This is a genomic window from Streptomyces sp. KMM 9044, assembly GCF_024701375.2.
Classification (GTDB): Bacteria; Actinomycetota; Actinomycetes; order Streptomycetales; family Streptomycetaceae; genus Streptomyces.
In genome coordinates this window covers 1941468-1965764 of record NZ_CP113910.1, presented here as the reverse complement: position 1 = coordinate 1965764, position 24297 = coordinate 1941468, and the positions used below count along the sequence as shown (strand labels likewise).

The 24297-nt window shown below is 70.2% G+C and carries 21 protein-coding genes and 5 tRNA genes; 16 read left to right on the top strand and 10 right to left on the bottom strand.

The window, feature by feature from the left end; all coding sequences use genetic code 11:
* Window positions 1–221 precede the first annotated feature (221 nt).
* Window positions 222–815: a YceI family protein gene (locus tag HUV60_RS08820; protein ID WP_257847943.1), complete on the bottom strand. Its 594-nt coding sequence runs from the start codon at window positions 813–815 to the stop codon at window positions 222–224.
* A 342-nt stretch (window positions 816–1157) separates the two neighbouring features.
* Here HUV60_RS08820 and HUV60_RS08815 point away from each other — a divergent pair, with 342 nt between their 5' ends.
* From HUV60_RS08815 to HUV60_RS08800, 4 genes are all read left to right on the top strand, one after another.
* Complete coding sequence (locus HUV60_RS08815; protein ID WP_257847944.1) at window positions 1158–1385, top strand: hypothetical protein; 228 nt, start codon at window positions 1158–1160, stop codon at window positions 1383–1385.
* 654 nt (window positions 1386–2039) lie between these two features.
* A complete protein-coding gene (locus tag HUV60_RS08810) occupies window positions 2040–2897 on the top strand; it encodes an SDR family NAD(P)-dependent oxidoreductase (RefSeq protein ID WP_257847945.1) in 858 nt (285 codons plus the stop codon).
* Between the two features lie 249 nt (window positions 2898–3146).
* A complete protein-coding gene (locus tag HUV60_RS08805) occupies window positions 3147–4730 on the top strand; it encodes an acyl-CoA carboxylase subunit beta (protein ID WP_257847946.1) in 1584 nt (527 codons plus the stop codon).
* A gap of 94 nt (window positions 4731–4824) precedes the next feature.
* Entirely contained in the window at window positions 4825–5016 is a 192-nt protein-coding gene (locus tag HUV60_RS08800) for an acyl-CoA carboxylase subunit epsilon (RefSeq protein WP_257847947.1), read from the top strand.
* Window positions 5017–5180: 164 nt separating this feature from the next.
* Here the strand turns inward: HUV60_RS08800 and HUV60_RS08795 are convergent, their stop codons facing one another.
* The 8 genes from HUV60_RS08795 to HUV60_RS08760 form a co-directional block, all read right to left on the bottom strand.
* A complete protein-coding gene (locus HUV60_RS08795) occupies window positions 5181–5762 on the bottom strand; it encodes a GTP-binding protein (protein ID WP_257847948.1) in 582 nt (193 codons plus the stop codon).
* Entirely contained in the window at window positions 5743–6285 is a 543-nt protein-coding gene (locus HUV60_RS08790; protein ID WP_257847949.1) for a DUF742 domain-containing protein, read from the bottom strand. Before HUV60_RS08790 ends, HUV60_RS08795 begins: the two co-directional genes overlap by 20 nt.
* Before the next feature lie 93 nt (window positions 6286–6378).
* The gene (locus HUV60_RS08785; RefSeq protein WP_042168317.1) at window positions 6379–6792 is read right to left on the bottom strand and encodes a roadblock/LC7 domain-containing protein; all 414 of its coding nucleotides are present in this window, start codon (window positions 6790–6792) and stop codon (window positions 6379–6381) included.
* Window positions 6793–6802: 10 nt separating this feature from the next.
* The gene (locus tag HUV60_RS08780; protein ID WP_257847950.1) at window positions 6803–10147 is read right to left on the bottom strand and encodes a sensor histidine kinase; all 3345 of its coding nucleotides are present in this window, start codon (window positions 10145–10147) and stop codon (window positions 6803–6805) included.
* 374 nt (window positions 10148–10521) lie between these two features.
* Window positions 10522–11112 (bottom strand): GTP-binding protein, encoded by a 591-nt coding sequence (locus HUV60_RS08775; RefSeq protein WP_257847951.1) that lies wholly within the window; start codon window positions 11110–11112, stop codon window positions 10522–10524.
* Window positions 11093–11488: a DUF742 domain-containing protein gene (locus HUV60_RS08770; RefSeq protein ID WP_042167979.1), complete on the bottom strand. Its 396-nt coding sequence runs from the start codon at window positions 11486–11488 to the stop codon at window positions 11093–11095. Before HUV60_RS08770 ends, HUV60_RS08775 begins: the two co-directional genes overlap by 20 nt.
* A 111-nt stretch (window positions 11489–11599) precedes the next feature.
* Entirely contained in the window at window positions 11600–12013 is a 414-nt protein-coding gene (locus tag HUV60_RS08765; protein WP_257850117.1) for a roadblock/LC7 domain-containing protein, read from the bottom strand.
* 9 nt (window positions 12014–12022) lie between these two features.
* On the bottom strand, window positions 12023–15874 hold the full coding sequence (locus HUV60_RS08760) for a sensor histidine kinase (protein WP_257847952.1): 3852 nt from the start codon (window positions 15872–15874) through the stop codon (window positions 12023–12025).
* A 630-nt stretch (window positions 15875–16504) separates the two neighbouring features.
* Between HUV60_RS08760 and HUV60_RS08755 the strand changes: the two genes are divergently transcribed.
* From HUV60_RS08755 to HUV60_RS08715, 9 genes are all read left to right on the top strand, one after another.
* A complete protein-coding gene (locus HUV60_RS08755) occupies window positions 16505–16678 on the top strand; it encodes a hypothetical protein (RefSeq protein WP_257847953.1) in 174 nt (57 codons plus the stop codon).
* Window positions 16679–16906: 228 nt separating this feature from the next.
* Window positions 16907–17692 carry a fumarylacetoacetate hydrolase family protein gene (locus HUV60_RS08750; protein ID WP_257847954.1) on the top strand — a complete coding sequence of 262 codons (786 nt, stop codon included), beginning with the start codon at window positions 16907–16909 and terminating at the stop codon, window positions 17690–17692.
* On the top strand, window positions 17676–19175 hold the full coding sequence (gene gltX, locus HUV60_RS08745; protein ID WP_443047243.1) for a glutamate--tRNA ligase: 1500 nt from the start codon (window positions 17676–17678) through the stop codon (window positions 19173–19175). The genes HUV60_RS08750 and gltX overlap by 17 nt, the downstream gene beginning before the upstream one ends.
* A gap of 75 nt (window positions 19176–19250) precedes the next feature.
* Window positions 19251–19982, top strand: a complete 732-nt coding sequence (locus HUV60_RS08740; protein WP_257847956.1) for an HAD family hydrolase — start codon at window positions 19251–19253, stop codon at window positions 19980–19982.
* 91 nt (window positions 19983–20073) lie between these two features.
* Window positions 20074–20145, top strand: a tRNA-Gln gene (locus HUV60_RS08735).
* A 40-nt stretch (window positions 20146–20185) separates the two neighbouring features.
* Window positions 20186–20258, top strand: a tRNA-Glu gene (locus tag HUV60_RS08730).
* Window positions 20259–20344: 86 nt separating this feature from the next.
* A tRNA-Glu gene (locus HUV60_RS08725) sits at window positions 20345–20417 on the top strand.
* Between the two features lie 22 nt (window positions 20418–20439).
* Window positions 20440–20511 (top strand) — tRNA-Gln (locus HUV60_RS08720).
* Between the two features lie 28 nt (window positions 20512–20539).
* Window positions 20540–20612, top strand: a tRNA-Glu gene (locus tag HUV60_RS08715).
* Window positions 20613–20734: 122 nt separating this feature from the next.
* Here the strand turns inward: HUV60_RS08715 and ndgR are convergent.
* Window positions 20735–21448 carry an IclR family transcriptional regulator NdgR gene (gene ndgR / locus HUV60_RS08710; protein ID WP_257847957.1) on the bottom strand — a complete coding sequence of 238 codons (714 nt, stop codon included), beginning with the start codon at window positions 21446–21448 and terminating at the stop codon, window positions 20735–20737.
* Window positions 21449–21651: 203 nt separating this feature from the next.
* On the opposite strand from ndgR, the gene leuC reads away from it, so the two are divergent.
* From leuC to HUV60_RS08695, 3 genes are all read left to right on the top strand, one after another.
* Complete coding sequence (leuC, locus tag HUV60_RS08705) at window positions 21652–23082, top strand: 3-isopropylmalate dehydratase large subunit (protein WP_257847958.1); 1431 nt, start codon at window positions 21652–21654, stop codon at window positions 23080–23082.
* Between the two features lie 2 nt (window positions 23083–23084).
* Window positions 23085–23687: a 3-isopropylmalate dehydratase small subunit gene (gene leuD, locus HUV60_RS08700; RefSeq protein ID WP_257847959.1), complete on the top strand. Its 603-nt coding sequence runs from the start codon at window positions 23085–23087 to the stop codon at window positions 23685–23687.
* Between the two features lie 275 nt (window positions 23688–23962).
* Window positions 23963–24193, top strand: a complete 231-nt coding sequence (locus tag HUV60_RS08695) for a hypothetical protein (protein WP_257847960.1) — start codon at window positions 23963–23965, stop codon at window positions 24191–24193.
* The last annotated feature ends 104 nt before the right edge of the window (window positions 24194–24297 follow it).

Genomic DNA, 24297 nt, shown 5'->3' with positions numbered 1-24297 from the left:
CGGGCACGCCCGTGGTGTGGGGTGTGGGGTGTGCTGCGTGGCCGACCGGGGCCGGCGGCACGCGGCCGCGCCTCACCCGCACACCCGGCGGGCTCGGCGGCTCGCGGTGGGAGCGGGTTCACGGCCGGGTGACACGGCCCGGCAGGCGTCGGGCCGGGCACCGTATCAGGCTCCGGGCCGACGCCGTTCTGAACTCGGGTGCCCCGAGGGGGCGGCGAAGCTCATGCCTGCTTGATCGCCGAGATGTCGAAGTTCAGCTTGATCTTGTCGGAGACCAGGACACCGCCCGTCTCCAGGGCCGCGTTCCAGGTCAGGCCCCACTCGGAGCGCAGGATCTCCGCCTTGCCCTCGAAGCCGACGCGCTCGTTGCCGAAGGGGTCCTTTGCGGCGCCGTTGAACTCGAGGTCGATGCTGAGCGGACGGGTGGTGCCCAGGATGGTCAGGTCACCGGTGACGCGGTAGTCCTCGCCGCCGAGGGCCTCCGCCTTGGTGGTGCGGAAGGTCATCGTCGGGAACTCGTCCGTCTTGAAGAAGTCCGCGCTCTTCAGATGGCCGTCACGGTCGGCGTTGCCCGTCCCGATGCTGTCCATCACCACGTCGATGGTGGCCGTGGAGCTGGACGGATCGGTGCCGTCGAGGTGCAGCGTGCCGGTGAAGTCCTGGAAGCCGCCCTTGACGTTGGTGACCATGGCGTGCCGGGCGACGAAACCGAGCGTGCTGTGCGCGGGATCGATCGTGTACTCGCCGGTCAGCGCGGCCAGGTCCGGGTTCACTGCGGTGGCGGTCTCGTTGTCCTTGCGGCCGAAAATGCCCATGGTGTTCCTCCTGAGAGATCACGTTGAATGTTCAACCAACTTGACGGGATCTACCGTAGGGTCATTCCCTTCAAGTTTCAACATCTTTTGTGGGAGGGTCGCGATCGGACCGCCGGAGGCGTGGTATTCGCCGGTCGTGCCCTCGGCAGTGGTCTTGGCGGAGCCGCTCCGGCGCGACGCGTCGGGCGGCCGGGTGAGGTGCTGGGAGCGCCTCCCGCCTCCCGGAGCGCCTGCCCGACGATTTCCGCGGCATGCCACTCGACCTGACCGTCCACTTCCTCGGGGGGCACGGGCGGGCCGAGCCCCTGTCCCCCGCACCTCGGATTCGTCATGCTCCGGCCGGTGCCCAGCTCGGCGGCCGTGCGGTCGGCCGACGGCGCGGCGGACGTCCGCGGCCTCGCGCCGTACCCCTCGCGTCCCGCGGCCCTGCTGCCCGGGCACGACGTCTGGCACCTGACCCACGGCTTTGCCTTCGTCGCCGACTCTGCTGCTCAATTCGGCGAGCGATCACGTGCCATGTTTTCAGGGCTCGGCCGCGCCCGGCCTGCCTGCATCTGCGACGCGCTCTGAAGGCCGTATCGGCACGGCGTCATCACGCCGGGTAATTGCGCAGCAGAGTCGTCGCCGACTCTGCTGCTCAATTCGGGAAAGGGTCACGCACCGCATCCGAGAGGGGCCGGCCGGGGCCCGACCGCCTCCTCGCGAGACCCGTTCCCTGCGCCCCGCCGACAGGCCGGCGTCACTCTCCGCAGTCGAGCAACGGAGCCGTCGCCACCGCCGTACGACTCGACCGCCGCGCCGTCCGGTGCTCCGTCCCACGGCCCCGGCTCATCGGCTCCGTGCACCACCCGCTCCGGGCCGGGTGGTCCGAGGCGGAGGAAGACCTCGGAGTACGTCAGGGCGCTGGGACGGACGAGCGGCAGACGCATGGTGACCTCGCCACGGGGGCCGGACGGACCGGGTACGAAAGGACGTCCCCTTCGTGTCCCGGCAGACCGGCCGCGTACCCGCCCGTACGCCCGGCCGGCCGCATCCCGCGGCACGCGGGAGTGGTCCTGCGGCACGGCGTACCGACCGCCGGGAGCCGGGGCACCGCCCGCCGACGGGGAACGGCGCGTGTCGGAACCGGCCGGGCGGACGGCCTCCCGCACTGGCGAGGTGCACCGCAGTGGGGGTGTCCTGGATGACGATGCCCCGCAGCGACAGTGCATGGGAGACCGACTCGTGACCACTACCGGCCCCGGTTCCACCTACGACCCCCCGGCGGACCCCGCACGCGGTGCCGCCCGTGCCGCCGCCGCCCCGGCGGCGCACGGTCACGGGCCGCCACCACGCACGGACCGGCGCGTCGCCCTCGTCACCGGCGCCTCCTCGGGCATCGGTGCGGCCACCGCGCGGCGTTTCGCCGCAGGGGGCTGGCATCTGCTGCTCAGCGGCCAGGACCGGCGACGGCTGGAGGAGACGGCGTCCGGCGCCTCGGCGGTCCTCCTGCCCGCCGATCTCGCCGCGCCGAGGGGCGCGAAAATTCTGGCGGAGGCCGCACTGCGGGAGACCGGACGGATCGACGTGCTGGTCGCGGGGGCGGGCATCGGCTGGGCGGGGCCCTTCCTGACCATGCCGCACACCGACATCGACCGGGTGCTGTTCCTGGACCTCAACGCGACGCTGCACCTCGTACGGGAGGTGCTGCCCTCCATGGTGGCGGCCGGCCGCGGCCGGGTGGTGCTCGTCGGCTCGGTGGCCGGCGCCGTGGGCGTAAGGGAGGAGGCGGTGTACTCCGCCGCCAAGGCCGGACTCGCCGCCTTCGCCGAGGCGCTCCGGCAGGAACTGCGCGGGACTGGCGTGGGGGTGACGCTCGTCGTGCCCGGCCCCGTGGAGACGGGCTTCTTCGCCCGCCGCGGCAGGCCGTACCATCGTTCCCGCCCGCGCCCCACCTCGCCCGGCCGGGTCGCGGACGCGGTCTGGGACGCCGTCTCCCAGGGCCGCGACGACGCCTACGTCCCCACCTGGCTCACCCTCCCGCCCCGGGTGCGCGCCCTCACTCCCGGCCTGTACCGCAGACTTCTGAACCGCTTCGGCTGAACCGCTTCGGCTGAACCGCTTCGGCTGAGCCGACGCCGTGCGTCACTCCCGTGGAGGTATGCCCCGTCGATGAATGTGAGGTGACTCTCCGGTAGCGTCTTTGTACAACCCCTACAAGCCGAAAGTCCTCTGAGCAGTCGGAACGGCTGCATTCCGCCATGGTTCTGTCCAGTGCTACCAGGAAAACACCCCGGAGACTGTGAGGAGTCGACGGCCCGCATTCCCGGGTGGGCTTCGTAAGGTCGCAGCATGACCGTTTTGGATGACGCACCGGGTGAGCCGGCGGATGCGCGTGGGCGCGTTGCCGAACTGCACGGGATCCGTGCGCAGGCACTGGCCGGCCCGGGTGAGAGGGCGACCCGGGCGCAGCATGCCAAGGGCAAGCTGACTGCCCGGGAGCGCGTCGAGCTGCTGCTGGACGCGGGGTCCTTTCGTGAGGTGGAGCAGTTGCGCCGGCACCGGGCGGTGGGGTTCGGTCTGGAGGAGAAGAAGCCGTACACGGATGGTGTGATCACCGGCTGGGGCACGGTGGAGGGCCGTACGGTCTTCGTCTACGCCCACGATTTCCGGATCTTCGGCGGCGCGCTGGGCGAGGCCCATGCCACGAAGATCCACAAGATCATGGACATGGCCATCGCGGCGGGTGCGCCGCTGGTCTCCCTCAACGACGGTGCGGGTGCCCGGATCCAGGAGGGTGTCTCGGCGCTCGCCGGTTACGGCGGCATCTTCCAGCGCAACACCAGGGCGTCCGGTGTCATCCCGCAGATCAGTGTGATGCTCGGTCCGTGCGCGGGCGGTGCGGCCTACAGCCCCGCCCTCACCGACTTCGTGTTCATGGTCCGTGAGACGTCGCAGATGTTCATCACCGGGCCGGAGGTCGTCAAGGCGGTCACCGGCGAGGAGATCAGCCAGAACGGGCTGGGCGGCGCGGACGTGCACGCCGAGACCAGCGGTGTGGCCCACTTCGCCTACGACGACGAGGAGACGTGCATCGCCGAGGTGCGCTACCTCCTCTCGCTGCTCCCGCAGAACAACCGGGAGAACCCTCCGAGGGCCGAGAGCGGCGACGCGGCCGGGCGCCGCGGCGAGGTCCTGCTGGACCTGGTCCCGGCCGACGGCAACCGTCCGTACGACATGACCAGGGTCATCGAGGAGATCGTCGACGACGGCGAGTACCTCGAGGTCCACGAGCGCTGGGCGCGCAACATCGTCTGCGCGCTGGCCCGGATGGACGGCCAGGTCGTCGGTGTCGTCGCCAACCAGCCCCAGGTGCTGGCCGGTGTGCTGGACATCGAGGCGTCCGAGAAGGCCGCCCGGTTCGTCCAGATGTGCGACGCCTTCAACATCCCGATCCTCACCTTCCTGGACGTTCCCGGTTTCCTCCCGGGCGTCGACCAGGAGCACGGTGGCATCATCCGCCACGGCGCCAAGCTCCTCTACGCCTACTGCAACGCGACGGTCCCCAGGATCTCGCTGATCCTGCGCAAGGCGTACGGCGGCGCCTACATCGTCATGGACAGCCAGTCCATCGGCGCCGACCTCACCTACGCCTGGCCCACCAACGAGATCGCCGTGATGGGCGCGGAGGGCGCGGCCAACGTGATCTTCCGCCGCCGGATCGCCGACGCCCAGGACCCGGACGCCATGCGGGCACGCATGGTCAAGGAGTACAAGTCCGAGCTGATGCACCCCTACTACGCGGCCGAACGCGGTCTGGTCGACGACGTCATCGACCCCGCCGAGACCCGCGAGGTACTCATCCGCTCCCTGGCGATGCTGCAGACCAAACACGCCGACCTGCCCTCCCGCAAGCACGGCAACCCGCCCCAGTAGACGACCGGCCGGCCGAAGCCGCCCCCCGTCCCGGTAACCCGGCGGACCCGCCGCGGCAACCCCGCGGACCTCTCTCCCAGGGAGACTGACACCCATGAGCACACCTGACATCCGCGTCGAGAAGGGCCACGCCGGACCCGAGGAAGTCGCCGCCATCACCGCGATCCTCCTCGCCCGCGCCGCCCGCCCCGTCCACGACGCCCCGGCCCGCCCCGGCCGCGCCAGGGCCGGCTGGCGCCGCCTCGAGCGTGAGCCCGGCTTCCGTGCCCCGCACAGCTGGCGCTGAGCCCGCGAGCACGTCCTGCAGGGGCGGCCCCGCCCGGGAGGCCCCTGCGTACGCGTCCGCCCACCGCGGGGCCGCACCACGCCACGGAGAACGACACGGGAAAGCCCCCTCCGGTCCGGAGGGGGCTTTCCCGCGCTCGCGGGCCGTACGGCCCGGCCGCCGTGCTACCGCAGGCGCGCCATGAGGGCGTGTTCGACCAGAGTGATCAGCGCGCTCTTGGCGTCCGAACGGTGCCGGGCGTCGGTGATGATGATCGGGGCGTCGGGTCCGATCTGCAGGGCTTCGCGCACCTCTTCCGGCTGGTAGGGCTGCTGTCCGTCGAAGCCGTTGAGGGCGACGACGAACGGAAGTCCGCTGTTCTCGAAGTAGTCGACGGCCGGGAAGCAGTCGGCGAGCCTCCGCGTGTCGACGAGCACGATCGCGCCGATCGCGCCGCGTACCAGGTCGTCCCACATGAACCAGAAGCGGTCCTGGCCGGGTGTACCGAAGAGGTACAGGATCAGGTCCTGGTCCAGGGTGATACGGCCGAAGTCCATGGCCACCGTCGTGGTGGTCTTGTCCCCGGTGTGGGTGAGGTCGTCGATGCCCGCTGAAGCGGACGTCATCACGGCCTCGGTACGCAGCGGGTTGATCTCCGAGACAGCGCCGACGAACGTGGTCTTGCCCACGCCGAAGCCGCCCGCCACCACGATCTTCGCGGATGTGGTGGAGCGGGAAGGACCGCCGCTAGAGCTTGCGAAGTCCACTGAGCACCCTTTCGAGCAATGTCACGTCTGGCTGGCCGCCGGCGCTCTCGTCGCCGCCGGGCTGATGGATGGCGACCAGTCCTGCCTCCGCCAAGTCGGCGACGAGAATCCTGGCCACACCGAGAGGAATGGTCAGCAGGGCCGAGACCTCGGCCACCGACTTGATCTCCCGGCAGAGGTGGCAGATCCGCTGATGCTCGGGCAACTGGCCCTGCATCTGGTGCGGCTGCGCGGTGGTGTGCACCAGCGCCTCGATGGCGAGCTGGTACCGCGGCCTGGTGCGGCCGCCCGTCATCGCGTACGGGCGCACCAGGGGATTGTTCGACGCCCCGGCGGGCGCCGGCTCGGGGGTGCGGTGCTGCGGCTGCACGTACGGCAAAGGGCCGGAGCCCTGCGGCGCGTACGGCCGGCCGTGGTTCGGCGAAGGAGGGTAGCCGTACCGGTTCTGGGGACCGTCGTTGTGCCCCTGTGCGGGGTCGTACGACCAGTTGCCCGTAGACGATCCGCCTGGTGTTGTAGCCACTTTTCCTCCTCCGACTGTGCCTGGCGTCCATCACATGGAAGCCGCGTCCCAAGACCTTACGGCCACAGGGCGCGAAACCGCACCGTCCGTTTGTCAGTTGAGCAGGCTCCCCTGAAGCTCCGCACGAAGGTCCGGGGTCAGGACCGTACCGGCACGATCGACCAGGAGGGCCATCTCGTAGCCGATGAGACCGATGTCCGCATCGGGGTGTGCGAGAACGGCGAGCGAGGAACCGTCGGAAATGGACATGAGGAACAGGAATCCCCGTTCCATCTCCACAACCGTCTGGTTCACGCTGCCACCCTCGAAGATCCGGGAGGCGCCTGCCGTCAGCGACGTCAGCCCGGAGGCCACGGCCGCGAGCTGGTCCGCGCGGTCGCGGGGAAATCCTTCGGACATCGCCAGAAGGAGTCCGTCGGCGGAGACCACCACCGTGTGGGACACCCCCGGGGTGTTGTCCACGAAGTTGGTGATCAACCAGTTCAGGTTCTGTGCCGCCTGGCTCATCGGGCTCACACTAACGCTCCTGGTTGTAGGTGCTGTCAGGACCACTGCGGTGATTCCCGGTGGCCTGGCCGTTCGTTTCACTGCCTGCGTTGCGGCCTCGCTGGACGCCGCGCCGCAGGTTGCTCAGCCTGCCCCGGACATCCTCCGGGGCGCGGGAGACCTGAGGGCCTCCCTGAGGGGTGGTTTCGGCGGCGCCCTCGACCAGGTTGGCCTTGGGAACACGCCGCGGCAGCCCGGATGAGGTCACCCCGCCCGCCTTGGGCCTCCGCAGGGAGGACGCCTGCTGCCAGCGCTCGTCGTTCGCCGAACGCCAGGAGCTGTCGCCGTCGCCCTGCTGGGCCGGAGCCGAGGTGGCGGCGGGAGCCGGAGCCGTGGGCTCCTGGCGCGCACGCCGCTTGTCACCGGCGCCGTCCGTGGAGGCTCCACGGCGCGGAAGCCCGGCGTCGGTCAGCTCGTGGGAGGCGGAGTGGGCCGGACCCGGACGGTCGAAGCCTACGCTGTCCTGCGCCGTCGCGTCAGCGGCCGGTGCGGAATCCGCCTCCGGGGACGCCGCGGGGTACTGAGCCGGATAGCCGTTCTGGTAGCCGTCCTGCTGCGGCCAGTCGTTCTGCGGACGCTGCTCACCGAAGGCCGGGAACGCCCCGGGGTCGGCCTGGCCGCCCGTCGTGTGATCGTCCTGGACCGGCTCCGCGTAGGAGCCGTCCGGGTAACCGCCGTTCGAGGAGAAGGAGTCGTTCTGCGGCAGGTGGGCGCCCGGAGCGTAGTACGACTCGTCGTACGCCTGTTGCTGCTGTTCCTCGTACTGGGCCTGCTGCCCGTTGCCGTACGCCTGCTGGTCGAAACCGGCCGGCTCCTGCTCCGGGTAACCGGCCGGTGCGCCCTCGAAGTTCCGGGAGTCGCCGTCACCCTGACCGTCGCCGTAGCCCTGCGGCGCGGCGGCGAACCCGTCGGGGTGGGCGGTCTGTTCGGAACCGTCCCGCTCGCCGGGTGCCTGCGGGCCGGACAGCGCGGGCTGCCCGCCCTGCGGGTCCAGGGCCGCCCGGCGTTCCTCGCGCGTGCGGGAACGGCCGACCGGGTCCAGGTCGCGGAGGTCGTCCGGGACCTCGTAGCGGCTGTCGTCGAAGCCGAGCTCCGCCGCCGTGCGCAGCGGCGGCTGCTGTTGCTGTTGCCGGCCGAATTCCTCGCCCGGGTAGGCGTTCTGCTCCGGGATGATCTGGGAGACCGTGAACTCGTCGGGGGCGGGCTGCGTCTCGCCACCACCACCATGGGTGATCGCGTCCGGCAGCATGACCAGCGAAGTCGTACCGGCCTGCTCGCCCGAGGGACGCAGCTGGACCCGGATGCCGTGCCGGTCGGAGAGCCGGCCGACCACGAACAGACCCATGCGCTGCGAGATCGCGGCGTCCACGGTCGGCGGGTTGGCCAGCTTGTGGTTGATGTCCGCGAAGTCCTCGGTGGTCAGGCCGATGCCCTTGTCGTGGATCTCGATCATCACGCGGCCGTCGGGAAGACGGGTCGCGGTGACACGGACCTTGGTCTGGGGTGAGGAGAACGTGGTCGCGTTTTCAAGCAGCTCGGCCAGCAGGTGCACGAGGTCGGTCACCGCACGGCCGTGGATCTCGGTCTCGGGGACGCCGGACAACTCGATGCGCTCGTACTGCTCCACCTCGGAGGAGGCGGCGCGCAGCACGTCGACCAGCGGAACCGGCTGGTCCCAGCGGCGGCCCGGCTCCTCACCGGCGAGGACCAGCAGGTTCTCGCCGTTGCGGCGCATGCGGGTGGCCAGGTGGTCCAGCTTGAAGAGGTACTCCAGCTGGTCCGGGTCGGCCTCGTTGTTCTCCAGGCCGGTGATCAGGGTCAGCTGGCCCTCGATCAGCGACTGGTTGCGGCGCGAGAGGTTGGTGAAGATCGCGTTGATGTTGCCCCGCAGCAGAGCCTGCTCGGAGGCGAGCCGTACCGCCTCGCGGTGGACCTGGTCGAAGGCACGGGCGACCTCGCCGATCTCGTCCGTGGAGTTGATCGGGATCGGGGCGACCCGGGTGTCGACCCGGCCGGGGTCGGTACGGGAGAGCTGGTCGACCAGCATCGGCAGCCGCTGCTCGGCGATACCGAAGGCGGCGTTGCGCAGCTGGCGCATGGAGCGGCTCATCTGGCGGGCCACCATGCCGGCCAGGATGAACGCGGCGAGCAGCGCGATCACGACGGCGCCACCGGTGACGAAGGCGTCGCGCTGCGCGTCACTGGCGATGGCGGCCGCGTCCTCCACCGCGGTGTCGGCGAGGTCCGCCTCGATCTCGCGGTAGCCGTCGAACTTGAGGGTGTTGACCGCCCAGTAGTTCTCGGCGGTGATGCCGCGGCCGGCCATCTCGGTGCGGGCGGCCGGGTCCGTGGTATTGAGCCGCGCGACCTCGGTGACCAGCGTGACCGGGTTCTCGGGCGGCGGCACGTAGTCCGGGTCCGAGGCGGAGTTCTCCCTGGCCAGGGCCGCGCCGTCGGCCTCGATGTCCTTACGGGTCTGCGCCAGGTTGTCGACGTCGGTCTCGGTGCCGCCACCCGTGTACTCCTGGACGGCGATGCCCTCGAGGTAGGCGTAGGACGAGAGCGCGACGCGCTGGCTGGCGAGCTGGCTGTCGGTGGGGCCGGGCTTCACCAGCAGATGCGTACCGATGGACCGCTGCAGCGACACCGCCGCCTTGGACAGCGAGATCGCGTAGACCGTACGGCCGTAACTGGTGATGTTGCCGGTGCCCAGACCGAGTTCGTTGGCGAACTGCATCAGGGGGTTGGCCACCCGGACGTAGCCCTCCTCGGTCTCCACCCCCTTGAGCTCGGAGGTGTACGCGGCTTCGCGCAGCTGCGCGAAGCCGGGTTCGGCCTTGCGCAGCAGCTCCAGCCGGCGCTGCAGGCCGGGCTTGTCCGGCACGGACCGGGCCGCCGCGTCGAAGTCGTCGGCGGCCCGGTCCGTCGCGGCACGCGCCTTGACGACGGTCGGGTCGTCCTGGCCTTCGCCCTGCAGCAGCGGAGCCGCGGTGAGGTCACGCTCCAGATAGAGGGCGTTGGCGTACGTGAGGGAGGCCCGCACCAGACGGGCGGTGTTCTCGGCGTCCTCGGCCTCCTGCCAGGTGTCGATCGAGCCCTTCACCTGGAAGCCGCCCATGACGAGGCCGACCAGCACGGGTATGAGCAGGATCGCGTTCAGCCTGGTGGCCACCCGCCAGTTACGGGGGGAGAGGCGGCCGCCGCTCGGGGCGGGCGCGGCCGTCGGTTCCGTGTCGTGCACGGGGGCCGCTGCGCGCGGCGGCGGGGTGAAGTTGCCCCGGGCCGACGGCTCGGGACTGCGCGTGCTTCGCCTCACTCGACCAACAACCTCTCAGCGGGTCGGCACCAACGTTGTGCCGCAGTGTCTCAGAGCCCGGCGGGCCAACGACTGCTGAGTGCGTCTTTGGCCAATGGGCAGTTCAGGCATTTCAGCATGCCGACCAGTTCTCTTCCAAACAGCGGAAGGGAAGGTTCCGACGTGATGTAAGACGCAGATAAAACGGTCAAAAAGAGTGAGCCCCGTCAAATGACGGGGCGGTCGTGCGCACAGCGGTACGGTTCGAACGCGTCGCGTGGCGACCCCGGTCGATTCCTCTGCCGAAACGTTATGAACACCGGGGCCGGCCGTGTCCAAGGACACAGCCGACTCCGGCGTATCTACGACAACTGTCGTATACGGTCGCCGCCGTGCTACCGCAGGCGCGCCATGAGGGCGTGTTCGACCAGAGTGATCAGCGCGCTCTTGGCGTCCGAACGGTGCCGGGCGTCGGTGATGATGATCGGGGCGTCGGGTCCGATCTGCAGGGCTTCGCGCACCTCTTCCGGCTGGTAGGGCTGCTGTCCGTCGAAGCCGTTGAGGGCGACGACGAACGGAAGTCCGCTGTTCTCGAAGTAGTCCACCGCGGGGAAACAGTCGGCCAGCCGGCGGGTGTCCACCAGGACGACCGCGCCGATCGCGCCGCGTACCAGGTCGTCCCACATGAACCAGAAGCGGTCCTGGCCGGGTGTACCGAAGAGGTACAGGATCAGGTCCTGGTCCAGGGTGATACGGCCGAAGTCCATGGCCACCGTCGTGGTGGTCTTGTCCCCGGTGTGGGTGAGGTCGTCGATGCCCGCGCTGGCGGAGGTCATCACGGCCTCGGTGCGCAGCGGGTTGATCTCCGATACGGCACCGACGAACGTGGTCTTGCCCACGCCGAAACCGCCCGCCACCACGATCTTCGCGGAGGTGGTGGAACGGCTTTCGGAGACCGTCCCGCCGCTAGAGCTTGCGAAGTCCACTGAGCACCCTTTCGAGCAGTGTCACGTCCGGTGCGCCGGTGGTCTCGTCGCCGCCCGGCTGGTGGATGGCGACGAGACCCGCCTCCGCGAGGTCCGCCACCAGGATCCGGGCCACGCCCAGCGGCATGTTCAGGAGCGCCGAGACCTCGGCGACCGACTTCACCTCACGGGTCAGATGGCAGATGCGCTGGTGCTCCGGGAGGAGCCCCATGAGCGCTGCCGGATCGGCCGTCGTACTGATCAGTGCCTCGATGGCGAGCTGATAGCGCGGCCTGGTCCGGCCACCGGTCATCGCATAGGGACGGACCAGCGGCTGGTCGCCCTCGTCCTCGTACGGCTCCGCGTACGGATCATGAGAGGCGGTGGGCGGGGTCATGGATCCTCCGGGCGGGACAGCAAGTCGGTCGGTCAAGCCGTCTGACGGGGCCGGTGGGGGGAATGTGGCGGCCGGACGGTGATTTGGTGAGACGGGTGGTGCCGGGGCCGATCAGTGGAGCAGACTTCCCTGTAGCTCAGCCCGCAGGTCCGGGGTGAGGACCGCTCCCGCACGGTCGACCAGGAGTGCCATCTCGTAGCCGACGAGGCCGATGTCGCAATCGGGGTGAGCGAGGACGGCCAGGGACGAACCGTCCGAGACGGACATGAGGAAGAGGAAACCCCGCTCCATCTCGACGACGGTCTGTGCGACGTCACCGCCCTCGAAGATGCGGGAGGCGCCGGCGGTCAGGGAGGTCAGTCCCGATGCCACGGCCGCGAGCTGGTCCGCACGATCGCGCGGGAAGCCCTCGGACAGCGCCAGGAGGAGTCCGTCGGCGGACACGACAACGGTGTGGGACACCCCTGGGGTGTTGTCCACGAAGTTGGTGATCAACCAGTTGAGGTTCTGTGCCGCCTGGCTCATCGGGCTCAACTAACGCTCCTGCTGGTGAGTGGGTCGGGGGAAGCTGCCGGTCTGGGGGGACGAACCGGCCTGACGGCCCTGGGCGATACCTCGACGGAGATTGGTCAGCCGGCCGCGCACGTCATCGGGCGCACGGGAGACCTGCGGACCGCTCTGGTGGGACTGCTGCTGAGCCGTGCCCGGGACGAGGTTCGCCTTGGGCACCCGGCGTGGCAGGCCGGAGGTGGTGACTCCACCCGCGGCCGGCTGCCGGACGCGTTCGGCCTGCCGGACCAGCTCGTCGTTGGGCGAGCTGCGCCAGGTGGAGGCAACGGACCGCTGCGGGCCGGTCGGTCCCTGCGGCTGCTGCGAGGATTCCTGTTGCGGCGGCTGCGGCTGCTGCTGCTGCTGCTGCGGCGGCTGGGCCGGAGCCGGGGGATTGCCCTGCTCCTCCCGGGCACCGTGGAACCAGTTGGTCTCCAGGGTGTCGTACAGCGGGGTACGCCCGTCGCCGGGACCGGGCGCCGGCGGCAGTGCCCAGGCGTCGCTCTGCCCACGGCCGTTGTCGGGCCGCTGAGGGGCGGCCCCCTGTTGTCCCGGCTGGGGACGGTCCGGCCGCTGCTGCGGGGCAGCAGGGCGCCGGTTGCCGTAGCCGGCCCCCTGCGTCCCGTTCGTCTGCGGACGCTCGAACTGGCCGGTGGAGGCCGGATCCGCGAGATTCGGGCGCTCCGGGGCGGGGTACCGCGCGGGAGCGCCGTCGCCCAGACCCGGCTGGGCCGGGTACTGGCCGGTGGAACCGTTGTCGTACGAGCCGTTGCCGTAGGCCCCGGTGTCGTAGCCCTGCTGGCCCGGGAACTGACCGGTGCGGGACGGGTCCTGACCGTTGTAGCGGTCCGCCGGGGCGCCGTAGAGGTCACCGCGGACGAACTGGCCCGGATCCTGGGCACCGTTCGCACCGGGCCGGCCGTACTGGCCGTACTGGCCGGTGTGCTGCGGGGCGTCGCCACCGGGAGCGTCGTGACGGGGGGCGCCGGAGCCCTGTCGGTCGTCGAACCGGGGCATCTCGGCCGTCGCCCCGGCGCCGTGCTGGTCGTCGAACCGCGGCATGGAGTTCGTCCGGGCGGTGTCCGGCTCGTCGTGGCCGCGCGGTGCGTCCAGCGGGGCCCGGGGCACCGGCCGCTGGGCGTTCTCGTCGCTCCAGCTGGGCACCCGCGGCTGCTGGTCGCCGCCGGGCAGCTCGGCGCGCGGCGGCGACTGCGGACGACGGCCCCGCTCGGCGTTGCCGTTGCTCCGCTGCTGGGGCACGTCGCCCCGGCCGCCACCGAACATGTCCTGGCCCTGTGCACCGCCCTGCCCCGGGGACTGCGTCCCCTGCGGGGCACCCGGAGCCTGGCCGCCGTAGCCGGCACCCGCGCCGGCCGGGGCCGGACGTCCCTGTGACGGACTGCCACCCTGCTCGAACAGCGACGGAGCGGACGACCTGCCCTGCTGGCCACGCGCCCCTCCCGGGGCACCCGGCCGGCCCTGGCCGTCCCGTCCGGGCAGCGCGGCCCGCGGACCCTGGCCGGCGGCGAGCCGGCCACCGCCGGACGCGCCGGCACCGAGGGCACCGCCGTTGGACTGACCGCCACCGGCGGCCCTGCGGGCCGCCGCGGCACCGGCCGCGGCCTGCGCGGCGGCGGGACCGCCGCCGACACCCGGCTGACCGGGCTTGCCCTGGGGCTTCTTGCCGCCCTGGGCGACATCGACGGGCAGCATGACCAGCGCGGTCGTACCACCGGAGTCGGACGGGCGGAGCTGGATGCGGATGCCGTGGCGCTGCGACAGCCGGCCGACCACGAACAGACCCATGCGGCGGGAGACGGAGACGTCCACGGTGGGCGGCGAGGCGAGCCGCTCGTTGATCGCCGCCAGGTCCTCCGGCGACAGACCGATACCGGTGTCGTGGATCTCGATCAGCACACGGCCGTCGGGCAGCGCGTGACCGGTGACCTTGACCTTGGTCTGCGGGGAGGAGAACGACGTCGCGTTCTCCAGCAGCTCGGCGAGCAGGTGGACGAGGTCGTTGACGACCCGGCCGGCCACTTCGGTGCCCGGCACGGAGGTCAGTTCGATGCGCTCGTACTGTTCCACCTCGGAGGCGGCGGCACGGAGCACGTCGACCAGCGGGACCGGGCGGGTCCACCGTCGTCCGGGCTCCTCACCCGCGAGGACCAGCAGGTTCTCACCGTTGCGGCGCATACGGGTGGCGAGGTGGTCCAGCTTGAACAGCGAGGACAGCTGGTCCGGGTCGGCCTCGCGGGACTCCAGTTCGGAGATCAGCGACAGCTGGCGCTGGATCAGACCCTGGGAGCGGCGCGAGAGGTTGGTGAACATCGCGTTGACGTTGCCCCGCAGCAGGGCCTGCTCGGCGGCGAGGCGGACCGCCTCGCGGTGCACGTCGTCGAAGGCCGCGGCCACACGGCCGATCTCGTCCCGGGAGTGCACACCGACCGACTGCACGGACGTGTCGACGTCCTGCGGGTCGGCCTCGGACAGCTGCTTGACCAGCTCGGGCAGACGTTCCTGGGCGACCTTGGTCGCGGTGTCCTCGAGGCGGCGCAGCGAGCGGATCATGGAGCGGGCCACGACGAAGGCGCCGACCAGTGAGACACCGAGCACGATCAGGATCAGCGCACCGGAGATGATCGCGTCGCGCTCGGTGGCGCTGCGCAGCTCACGGGCCTTCTGTTCCATCTCCTCGAGCAGCGTGTGCTCGACGTTCTTCATCTGCTGGAGCTTGGTGGAGCTGTCGTCCAGCCAGTCCCGGTAGGACCGCTTGTCCATCGACTCCAGGCCGCCGGACGACACCAGGGCACGGCTCGCGTACTTGTCGGTGGCCTGGATGGTGGCGTTGCCGTCCTCGATGGGCAGCAGCAGTTCGGCGGCCGAGTCCTCGCCGTAGATGCTCTTGAAGCTGCGCACCTCGGACTTCTGGCTCTCCAGCGCCGACTCGGCGTAGAGCCGGTCGTTCTCGGCGAGGTCGCCGAAGCTGGTGTTGTTGGAGGGCAGGGCCGCCGCGAGGACCGCGCGCTGGATCGACGCGTACTCCTTGGCGGCGGAGAAGGCCCCCAGGGCGCGTGTGCGCTGGATCATCTCGGAGTTGCTGGTCGCCTCGGCCATGTCCTGGGAGAGGCCGATCAGGTTCTCGATCAGACGGTGGTACGCCTCGACGGTCTGGGTGGAGTTGCCCTCCGCCGCGTAGGCCGTGTTGCGGATCTTCTCGAGGTCGCCCAGGTTGCCGGCGAGCTGGACAAGGTTGTCGCGGACACCGGTGAGATTGCCGTCCCGGCTGGTGTCGTTGATCTCCTCGGAGCTGTCGAGGAAGTTCTTCCGGGCGCGGTCGGTCTTCTCGCGGTGGCCCTTGACCCCGAAGTCGGTGGCCTTGCCGCCGTGCGCCAGCGGGCCGGCCGACTGGTCGCGCTCCTCCTGGAGTGCGGCGGCGAGCTCGGTGGCCTGCTGGGTCATGTCGGTCAGCAGCTTCATGTTGTCGAGCTGCTGGATGTCGTCCATCGACTGGCTGATACGCAGGGCGCCCAGCGAGGTGGCCGCGACCACCGGGAGCGCGAGCAGCGAGATCAGCCGGGTGGAGATCCGCCAGTTGCGCAGGGCTACGCGCGGCCCCGGGCCGGTGGGGCTCTTCGGAGGCTTCGACGGGGCCGGGGGAGCACCCTCCGGCTCCGCGGACCTGGCGCCGGGGCGTTCGCCGCCTTCACCGTTCACCGCCGGGCCCTGGTTCTGGTTCTGGGCGTGCTGGGGCGAGGAGCCGGCGGGCACGGGGCCATTCCCGCCGTGCTCCGGCTCCGCCGAAGCGCTGCCATCCCTCTTGAAACGTCCCTGCACTAGCGTCGCAACCTCTGGACCAGGCGCCCCTCCGCGTGAACGGACGGGACACGGTGTCGGCGTCATAGGGGCGCCCTGAATACGCCCCGTGATGGTCGTGAGTGACCGGCGCGGGTTCCCCCTTGCTCACCGCCGCGATGGCGCGTTTGTGCGCCCCCTGTGCGCCGGATCGGAATCTGCGGCGGTCGCTGGAATTCCAGCACAGTGCGGGATCTCCCAACAAGGCCCACGGGGTATGCAGTGACTTACATGACGCCGTGTGAGGGAGGGGTCACCCCGCGTGGGAAGTGATCCAGAGCAAAGGGGGTCAATGGGGGTGATCGTGCCGAGCGGATCCGGGGTCGATCCGGTGCCCCAGTCGCGATGATCAGGGGCGGAATGGCTACTTCAGGTGCTCGATGTCCGTTTCGCTCGCACGGGGGAGCGGTCCGGATTGCGTGATTTGCCCCTCGATTAGTGAGCAAACTCACATGCCTGTGGCGGTCTCCCGCGGCGGCCGATGGGAAACGCATGCTTAGCCTGACGCTTTACAGAGATGGCAAAACAGACAACCCGCGCCCGAGGGGCGGTCTCCGGACCCCGCCGGACGCCCGTGAACAGGACAGGGTCGAGTAAACAGTGAAGACGACGATGTTCCACAAGATCGCCAACCCGCGACGCACGACGCTGGCCCACCTCGACGGCGCCGCCGAACTGCAGACGCCGTTCCAGCGGGAGCACACCGTCGAACTCCCGGCCCAGACCGCCAATCCCAGGCGCACCATCCTCATGGAGATGCCGACCGCGGCCGGCGCCGCGAACTAGTTCCCCCTCCCTGTACCGGCACCGACTGGTACGGGCACCGACTGGTACGGGCACCGGCCCGGAAACGCTCAAAGGCCCCGGAGGCATCCCGAGCGGCCCCGCGGCACCCCCTTCCCCGGGGGCGCCGCTCCGTGCTGTACGCGGGGCAATGCGCGAGGCGCGCGCCCCCTGCCGCGTTAGCCTGGAGCGTCAGACTCCAGCCAGTTCAGTCAAGGGGCCGAGCATCCCGTGCGCATCGCCAGATTCTCCATCGACGGGAACGTCGCCTTCGGCGCGGTCCAGGGCGACCAGCAGGACGAACTCGTCCTGGACATCATCAAGGGCATCCCGTTCACGGACTTCGAGCTCTCCGGTACGAAGGTCCCCGTGAGCAGGGTCAGGCTGCTGCCCCCGGTGCTTCCCAACAAAGTGGTGGCCTTCGGCCGCAACTACGCCGAACACGCGAGGGAGACGGGCGGCGAGGCCCCCGACGTGCCGTTCGCCTTCTTCAAGCCCGCCACCTCGGTGATCGGACCCGGCGACGAGATCCAGTACCCCTCCTTCTCCGAGGAGGTGCACCACGAGGCCGAACTGGCCGTGGTGATCGGCCGGCTCTGCCGCGAGGTCCCGCGCGAGCGCGTCAAGGACGTGATCTTCGGCTACACCTGCGCCAACGACGTCACCGCCCGCGACGTCCAGCGGCGCGAGACGCAGTGGGCGCGGGCCAAGGGCTTCGACACCTCCTGCCCCCTCGGCCCCTGGGTGGAGACGGACCTGGACGTCACCGCCGCCGGCGACCTCACCGTCCAGCTCACGGTCAACGGCGAACAGCGCCAACTCGGCCGCACCAGCGAGATGATCCACTCCATCGAGGATCTGATCGTCAACATCTCCGAGGCGATGACGCTGCTCCCCGGCGACGTGATCCTCACGGGCACCCCGGCCGGCGTCGGACCCCTCAACGTCGGCGACGAGGTCGCCGTCACCATCGAAGGCATCGGCACTCTCACCAACAAGGTTGTCAAGCGTGGCTAGCGCATCAGGCTCCCCTTCCCCCGTACGCGTCCGTTTCTGTCCGTCGCCCACCGGCAACCCCCACGTGGGCCTGGTCCGCACCGCTCTGTTCAACTGGGCGTTCGCCAGGCACCACCAGGGCGCGCTGGTCTTCCGCATCGAGGACACCGACGCGGCCCGCGACTCCGAGGAGTCGTACGACCAGCTGCTCGAGGCGATGCGGTGGCTCGGCTTCGACTGGGACGAGGGCCCCGAGGTCGGCGGCCCGCACGCGCCGTACCGCCAGTCGCAGCGCATGGACATCTACACGGACGTCGCCGCCAAGCTTCTCGAGGCCGGCCACGCCTACCGCTGCTACTGCTCCCAGGAGGAGCTGGACACCCGCCGCGAGGCCGCCCGCGCCGCCGGCAGGCCCTCCGGGTACGACGGCCACTGCCGCGAGCTGACCGACGCCCAGGTCGAGAAGCACAAGGCCCAGGGCCGCGAGCCGATCGTCCGCTTCCGGATGCCCGACGAGACGATCACCTTCACCGACCTGGTCCGTGGCGAGCTGACCTTCACCCCGGAGAACGTCCCGGACTACGGCATCGTGCGCGCCAACGGCGCCCCGCTGTACACGCTGGTCAATCCGGTCGACGACGCCCTGATGGAGATCACCCACGTCCTGCGCGGCGAGGACCTGCTCTCCTCCACCCCCCGCCAGGTCGCGCTGTACAAGGCGCTGACCGAGCTCGGCATCGCGAAGCGGACCCCGGCCTTCGGCCACCTGCCCTACGTCATGGGCGAGGGCAACAAGAAGCTCTCCAAGCGCGACCCCCAGTCGTCGCTCAACCTCTACCGCGAGCGCGGCTTCCTCCCCGAGGGGCTGCTCAACTACCTCTCCCTGCTGGGCTGGTCGCTCTCCGCGGACCAGGACATCTTCACGGTCGAGGAGATGGTCGCGGCCTTCGACGTCAGTGACGTCAACCCCAACCCGGCCCGCTTCGACCTCAAGAAGTGCGAGGCGATCAACGCCGACCACATCCGCCTGCTCGAGGTGAAGGACTTCACCGAGCGCTGCCGCCCGTGGCTGAAGGCCCCCGTCGCCCCCTGGGCCCCGGAGGCCTTCGACGAAGCCAAGTGGCAGGCCGTCGCCCCGCACGCGCAGACCCGCCTCAAGGTCCTCTCCGAGATCACCGACAACATCGACTTCCTGTTCCTGCCGGAGCCGGTCTTCGACGAGGTCTCCTGGACCAAGGCGATGAAGGAGGGCTCCGACGCCCTGCTGCGCACCGCCCGCGAGAAGCTGGACGCGGCCGACTGGACGTCCCCCGAGTCCCTGAAGGAGGCCGTCCTGGCCGCCGGCGAGGCCCACGGCCTCAAGCTCGGCAAGGCACAGGCCCCGGTCCGCGTCGCCGTCACCGGCCGCACGGTCGGCCTGCCCCTCTTCGAGTCCCTCGAGGTCCTGGGCAAGGAGACGACACTGACCCGCATCGACGCGGCCCTGGCGAGGCTCGCCGCGTAGTCCCACCCCGGCAGAGGGGCGGCACCCGGAGGTACGGGGTTCCGCCCCTCTCCCGTTGTCGGTACCGTCGGCCGCATGGCGATCCGAGCAGTTGTCTGGGACGTGGACGACACCCTCTTCGACTACACCTCCGCCGACCGTGAAGGCATGCGGGCGCATCTCCTCGCCGGGGAACTGCTCGCCGGGTACGCCTCCGTGGAGGAGGCGCTGCTGCGCTGGCGGGAGGTGACCGACCTCCAGTGGGCCCGGTTCGCCGCGGGCGAGGCCGACTTCGAGACCCAGCGGCGCGACCGCATCCGGGTCTTCCTGGAGCACGAGCTGACCGACGACGAGGCCGACGACTGGTTCCGGCGCTACCTCGTCCACTACGAGTCCGCCTGGTCCCTCTTCCCGGACGTCCTGCCGGTCCTCGACGCGCTCGCCGCCAGTCACCGGCACGCCGTGCTGTCCAACTCCAGCCTGCACGTCCAGGATCCCAAGCTGCGCGCCCTCGGCGTCCACGACCGCTTCGAGGCCGTCCTGTGCGCCGCGGAGCTGGGCGTCTCCAAGCCCGAGGCCGGTGCGTTCCTGGCGGCCTGCGAGGCCCTGGCGTTGCCGCCAGACCAGGTCGCGTACGTCGGTGACCATCCCGAGATCGACGGGAGGGGTGCCGCGGAGGCCGGGCTGCTGTCGGTGTGGATCGACCGGGGCGGGGCGTACGCGACCGCCGAGCCGCCCGTGGGGCTGTGCAGGATCGTCTCTCTCGGTGAACTCCCCGCACTCCTCCGCGCGGATACCCGTTTTGGAGCCCCGACCGGCATCGGGTAGTGTTCTTCCTGCGCCGCGGGGGTCCGGGCCGGAAGGCCGAAGCCCTCAAGCGCACAGCTAGAACAAGAACCCTCCGGGGCTTGCGTTCCAGTGGCCTATGGTGTAATTGGCAGCACGACTGATTCTGGTTCAGTTAGTCTTGGTTCGAGTCCAGGTAGGCCAGCTCGCAGAGCTCATCTGCAAAACGCGGACCTCATCCGCGAGCCCCCGTTGTGTAGCGGCCTAGCACGCTGCCCTCTCAAGGCAGTAGCGCCGGTTCGAATCCGGTCGGGGGTACAGATCCATCCCGTGAGGACGGCTGGGCGGCGTCCACTGTCCTCACGGTGACACCACCTGGTTCCGGCCGGGTGAGGATCGCCAGGGCCCCCGTTGTGTAGCGGCCTAGCACGCCGCCCTCTCAAGGCGGTAGCGCCGGTTCGAATCCGGTCGGGGGTACTGAACTGGTCTAAACCATCATTGGTCTATGGTGTAATTGGCAGCACGACTGATTCTGGTTCAGTTAGTCTTGGTTCGAGTCCAGGTAGACCAGCTCGGACCTGCGGAAACGCAGTGTCCATGCCCCCGTTGTGTAGCGGCCTAGCACGCCGCCCTCTCAAGGCGGTAGCGCCGGTTCGAATCCGGTCGGGGGTACAGAGGGGAAAGCCCTCCACTTCGGTGGAGGGCTTTCCTCGTGTCCGTACGTCCATGCTCCGGGTCCGGGGGAGGGCCTGCCGCGGCGTTGGGGCGGGCCCACCCCCGGAAGGCGGGCGGGGTCAGGTGCGGCGCAGGGCCTCGGAGAGGCGGGCCGCGGAGTCGATGACGGCCTGGGCGTGCATCCGGCCCGGGTGGCGGCTCAGGCGCTCGATGGGCCCCGACACGGAGACGGCGGCCACCACGCGGTTGGACGGGCCGCGCACCGGTGCGGAGACCGAGGCCACGCCGGGCTCGCGCTCCCCGATCGACTGCGCCCAGCCGCGGCGTCGGACGCCCGACAGGGCCGTCGCCGTGAAGCGGGCGCCCTGCAGGCCGCGGTGCAGGCGCTCCGGCTCCTCCCAGGCCATCAGGATCTGCGCGGAGGAACCGGCCTTCATCGTGAGCGTGGAGCCCACCGGGACCGTGTCCCGCAGGCCGGACAGGCGCTCCGCCGCGGCGACGCAGATACGCATATCGCCCTGGCGGCGGTAGAGCTGGGCGCTCTCGCCGGTGACATCGCGCAGGTGCGTGAGTACGGGGCCCGCAGTGGCGAGCAGCCGGTCCTCGCCGGCCGCCGCGGCCAGCTCGGCCATGCGCGGGCCGAGGATGAACCTGCCCTGCATGTCGCGCGCCACCAGCCGGTGGTGTTCCAGGGCCACGGCCAGGCGGTGGGCCGTGGGTCGTGCCAGTCCGGTGGCACCGACCAACCCCGCGAGGGTGGCCGGACCGGACTCCAGAGCGCTCAGGACAAGGGCTGCCTTGTCCAGAACGCCGACGCCGCTACTGTTGTCCATGAAACGATACTCGCGTCTCACTCTGTGAAACGCAAGTTCAATTTTCCGTGGGACGCGACACTCTGGACGTACACAGTTCATCAACACCATGGCCCGTGAATCACCGGGCCAGGCGGCGACGCCCCGGAATCAGGGGTGGGGGTGCCGTCTCCTCATGGATCTCTAGTTGGGCCGGCGCACCTCTGCCGGCCGGAGGGAAAGCGATGGGTAGGACACTCGCGGAGAAGGTCTGGGACGACCACGTCGTCCGGCGCGCCGAGGGCGAGCCCGACCTCCTCTTCATCGATCTGCACCTGCTGCACGAGGTGACCAGCCCCCAGGCCTTCGACGGCCTCCGCAAGAGCGGCCGTACGGTGCGCCGTCTCGACCTCACCATCGCGACCGAGGACCACAACACCCCGACCCTCGACATCGACAAGCCCATCGCCGACCCGGTCTCCCGCATCCAGCTGGAGACGCTGCGGGCGAACTGCGCCCAGTTCGGCGTCCGGCTGCACTCACTGGGCGACGTCGAGCAGGGCGTCGTGCACGTCGTCGGACCCCAGCTGGGCCTGACCCAGCCCGGCATGACCGTGGTCTGCGGAGACTCGCACACCTCGACGCACGGCGCGTTCGGCGGACTGGCCTTCGGTATCGGCACCTCCCAGGTCGAGCACGTCCTCGCCACGCAGACGCTGCCCATGGCCCGCCCGAAGACCATGGCGATCACCGTCGACGGCGAACTGCCCGACGGTGTCACGGCCAAGGACCTGATCCTCGCGGTCATCGCGCGCATCGGCACCGGCGGCGGCCAGGGCTACGTCCTGGAGTACCGCGGCGAGGCCATCGAGAAGCTCTCGATGGAGGCGCGCATGACCATCTGCAACATGTCGATCGAGGCCGGCGCCCGCGCGGGCATGATCGCCCCCGACGAGACGACCTTCGCCTACCTCGAGGGCCGCCCGCACGCCCCGCAGGGCGAGGACTGGGACGCGGCCGTCGCCTACTGGAAGACGCTGCGCACCGACGACGACGCCGAGTTCGACGCCGAGGTCGTCGTCGACGCCTCCCGGCTGTCCCCGTTCGTCACCTGGGGCACCAACCCGGGCCAGGGCGCGCCGCTGTCGGCGGCGGTCCCCGACCCCGCTTCGTACGAAGACGCCTCGGAGCGCCTCGCCGCCGAAAAGGCCCTGGAATACATGGGGTTGGAGGCCGGTCAGCCCCTGGGTTCCATCAGCGTCGACACCGTCTTCGTAGGGTCCTGCACCAACGGGCGGATCGAGGACCTGCGCGCCGCCGCGGACATCGTCAAGGGCCGCAAAGTCGCCGACGGGGTACGGATGCTGGTCGTCCCGGGCTCCGCGCGGGTCGGTCTGCAGGCCGTCTCCGAGGGCCTGGACGTGGTCTTCAAGGAGGCAGGCGCCGAGTGGCGGCACGCGGGCTGTTCGATGTGCCTGGGCATGAACCCCGACCAGCTCGCTCCCGGTGAGCGCTCCGCGTCCACCTCCAACCGCAACTTCGAGGGCCGGCAGGGCAAGGGGGGCCGTACCCATCTGGTGTCCCCGCAGGTCGCCGCCGCCACCGCGGTCCTCGGTCACCTGGCCTCCCCGGCCGACCTCGCCGCCGACACCCGTACGCCCGCTGGAGTCCGATAGCCATGGAAGCATTCACCACGCACACCGGCCGGGCCGTCCCGCTGCGCCGCAGCAACGTCGACACCGACCAGATCATCCCCGCCCACTGGCTCAAGAAGGTGACGCGGGACGGGTTCGAGGACGGGCTGTTCGAGGCCTGGCGCAAGGACCCGGAGTTCGTGCTCAACCGCCCCGAGCGCGAGGGAGCCACGGTCCTGGTCGCCGGCCCCGACTTCGGTACCGGCTCCTCCCGTGAGCACGCCGTCTGGGCGCTGCAGAACTACGGCTTCAAGACCGTGGTCTCCTCCCGCTTCGCCGACATCTTCCGCGGCAACTCGCTGAAGAACGGCCTGCTCACCGTCGTCATCGAGCAGAAGATCGTGGACGCGCTCTGGCAGCTCACCGAGCGGGACCCCGAGGCCGAGATCACCGTCGACCTCGAGGCTCGCGAGGTGCGCGCCGAGGGGATCACCGCCGCCTTCGAGCTCGACGAGAACTCACGCTGGCGGCTGCTGAACGGGCTCGACGACATCTCCATCACCCTGCAGAACGAGGCGGACATCGCCACCTACGAGGCGAAGCGCCCGTCGTTCAAGCCGCGGACACTCACGGCGCAGGGCGCCTGACGCTCCGCAGCGCGCAGTCCGGGCAGCAGGTCGACTTTCAGCCACGCCCACCCCCTTCCGTACCCCCGATCGGACCGATCGGGGGTACGGCCGTGTCTACACCCGTTCGGACCTGCGCGCCCTCTTGAAGCCTGGCAACTTCCCACGTTATGAAGGTGGTTGCTGGGGTACACGTGTCACGTGGGCGTGACCTCGGAGTGTGCTCGGACCGCTGTCCGCGGCGGCAGTTGCCCCCTGCGCAGGCGACAACTCGCCCTAGATGGCACAATCTGTGCATGGAACACGACGGCCAACTCGAGCTCTGCACGGCGGTCGCGGTCCGGCTCAAAGAAGCGCATGCGAAAGTGCGCGCACTGCAAGTACCGGAGGGCGTACGGATGGCGCTGGCCCGGAAGCTGCTGGTCATTACGGCCGGGGCCAAGCACGATCTCGCCGCTGCGGCAAAGCGGCTGGAGCGGTTCATCGCGGACCTCGACGAGGGCCGATTTCCCGAAGAGGAACGCTGAACCACTCAAGGCGGCCGAGCTCGTTGCGGCACAAGGGTGATAAGCCCGTTTCGTGTTTGATTTGCGGTATATATCTGCCTAACGTGCGAAAACGCTTGAACGGA

Excerpts from the sequence above, each read along its gene's own strand:
- HUV60_RS08695 (WP_257847960.1), top strand. The coding sequence starts at position 23,963 with ATGGAACACGACGGCCAACTCGAGCTCTGCACGGCGGTCGCGGTCCGG.
- HUV60_RS08800 (WP_257847947.1), top strand. The coding sequence starts at position 4,825 with ATGAGCACACCTGACATCCGCGTCGAGAAGGGCCACGCCGGACCCGAG.
- HUV60_RS08755 (WP_257847953.1), top strand. The coding sequence starts at position 16,505 with ATGTTCCACAAGATCGCCAACCCGCGACGCACGACGCTGGCCCACCTC.
- leuD (WP_257847959.1), top strand. The coding sequence starts at position 23,085 with ATGGAAGCATTCACCACGCACACCGGCCGGGCCGTCCCGCTGCGCCGC.
- HUV60_RS08805 (WP_257847946.1), top strand. The coding sequence starts at position 3,147 with ATGACCGTTTTGGATGACGCACCGGGTGAGCCGGCGGATGCGCGTGGG.
- leuC (WP_257847958.1), top strand. The coding sequence starts at position 21,652 with ATGGGTAGGACACTCGCGGAGAAGGTCTGGGACGACCACGTCGTCCGG.
- HUV60_RS08785 (WP_042168317.1), bottom strand. The coding sequence starts at position 6,792 with ATGAGCCAGGCGGCACAGAACCTGAACTGGTTGATCACCAACTTCGTG.
- HUV60_RS08740 (WP_257847956.1), top strand. The coding sequence starts at position 19,251 with ATGGCGATCCGAGCAGTTGTCTGGGACGTGGACGACACCCTCTTCGAC.
- ndgR (WP_257847957.1), bottom strand. The coding sequence starts at position 21,448 with ATGGACAACAGTAGCGGCGTCGGCGTTCTGGACAAGGCAGCCCTTGTC.
- HUV60_RS08765 (WP_257850117.1), bottom strand. The coding sequence starts at position 12,013 with ATGAGCCAGGCGGCACAGAACCTCAACTGGTTGATCACCAACTTCGTG.
- HUV60_RS08770 (WP_042167979.1), bottom strand. The coding sequence starts at position 11,488 with ATGACCCCGCCCACCGCCTCTCATGATCCGTACGCGGAGCCGTACGAG.
- HUV60_RS08820 (WP_257847943.1), bottom strand. The coding sequence starts at position 815 with ATGGGCATTTTCGGCCGCAAGGACAACGAGACCGCCACCGCAGTGAAC.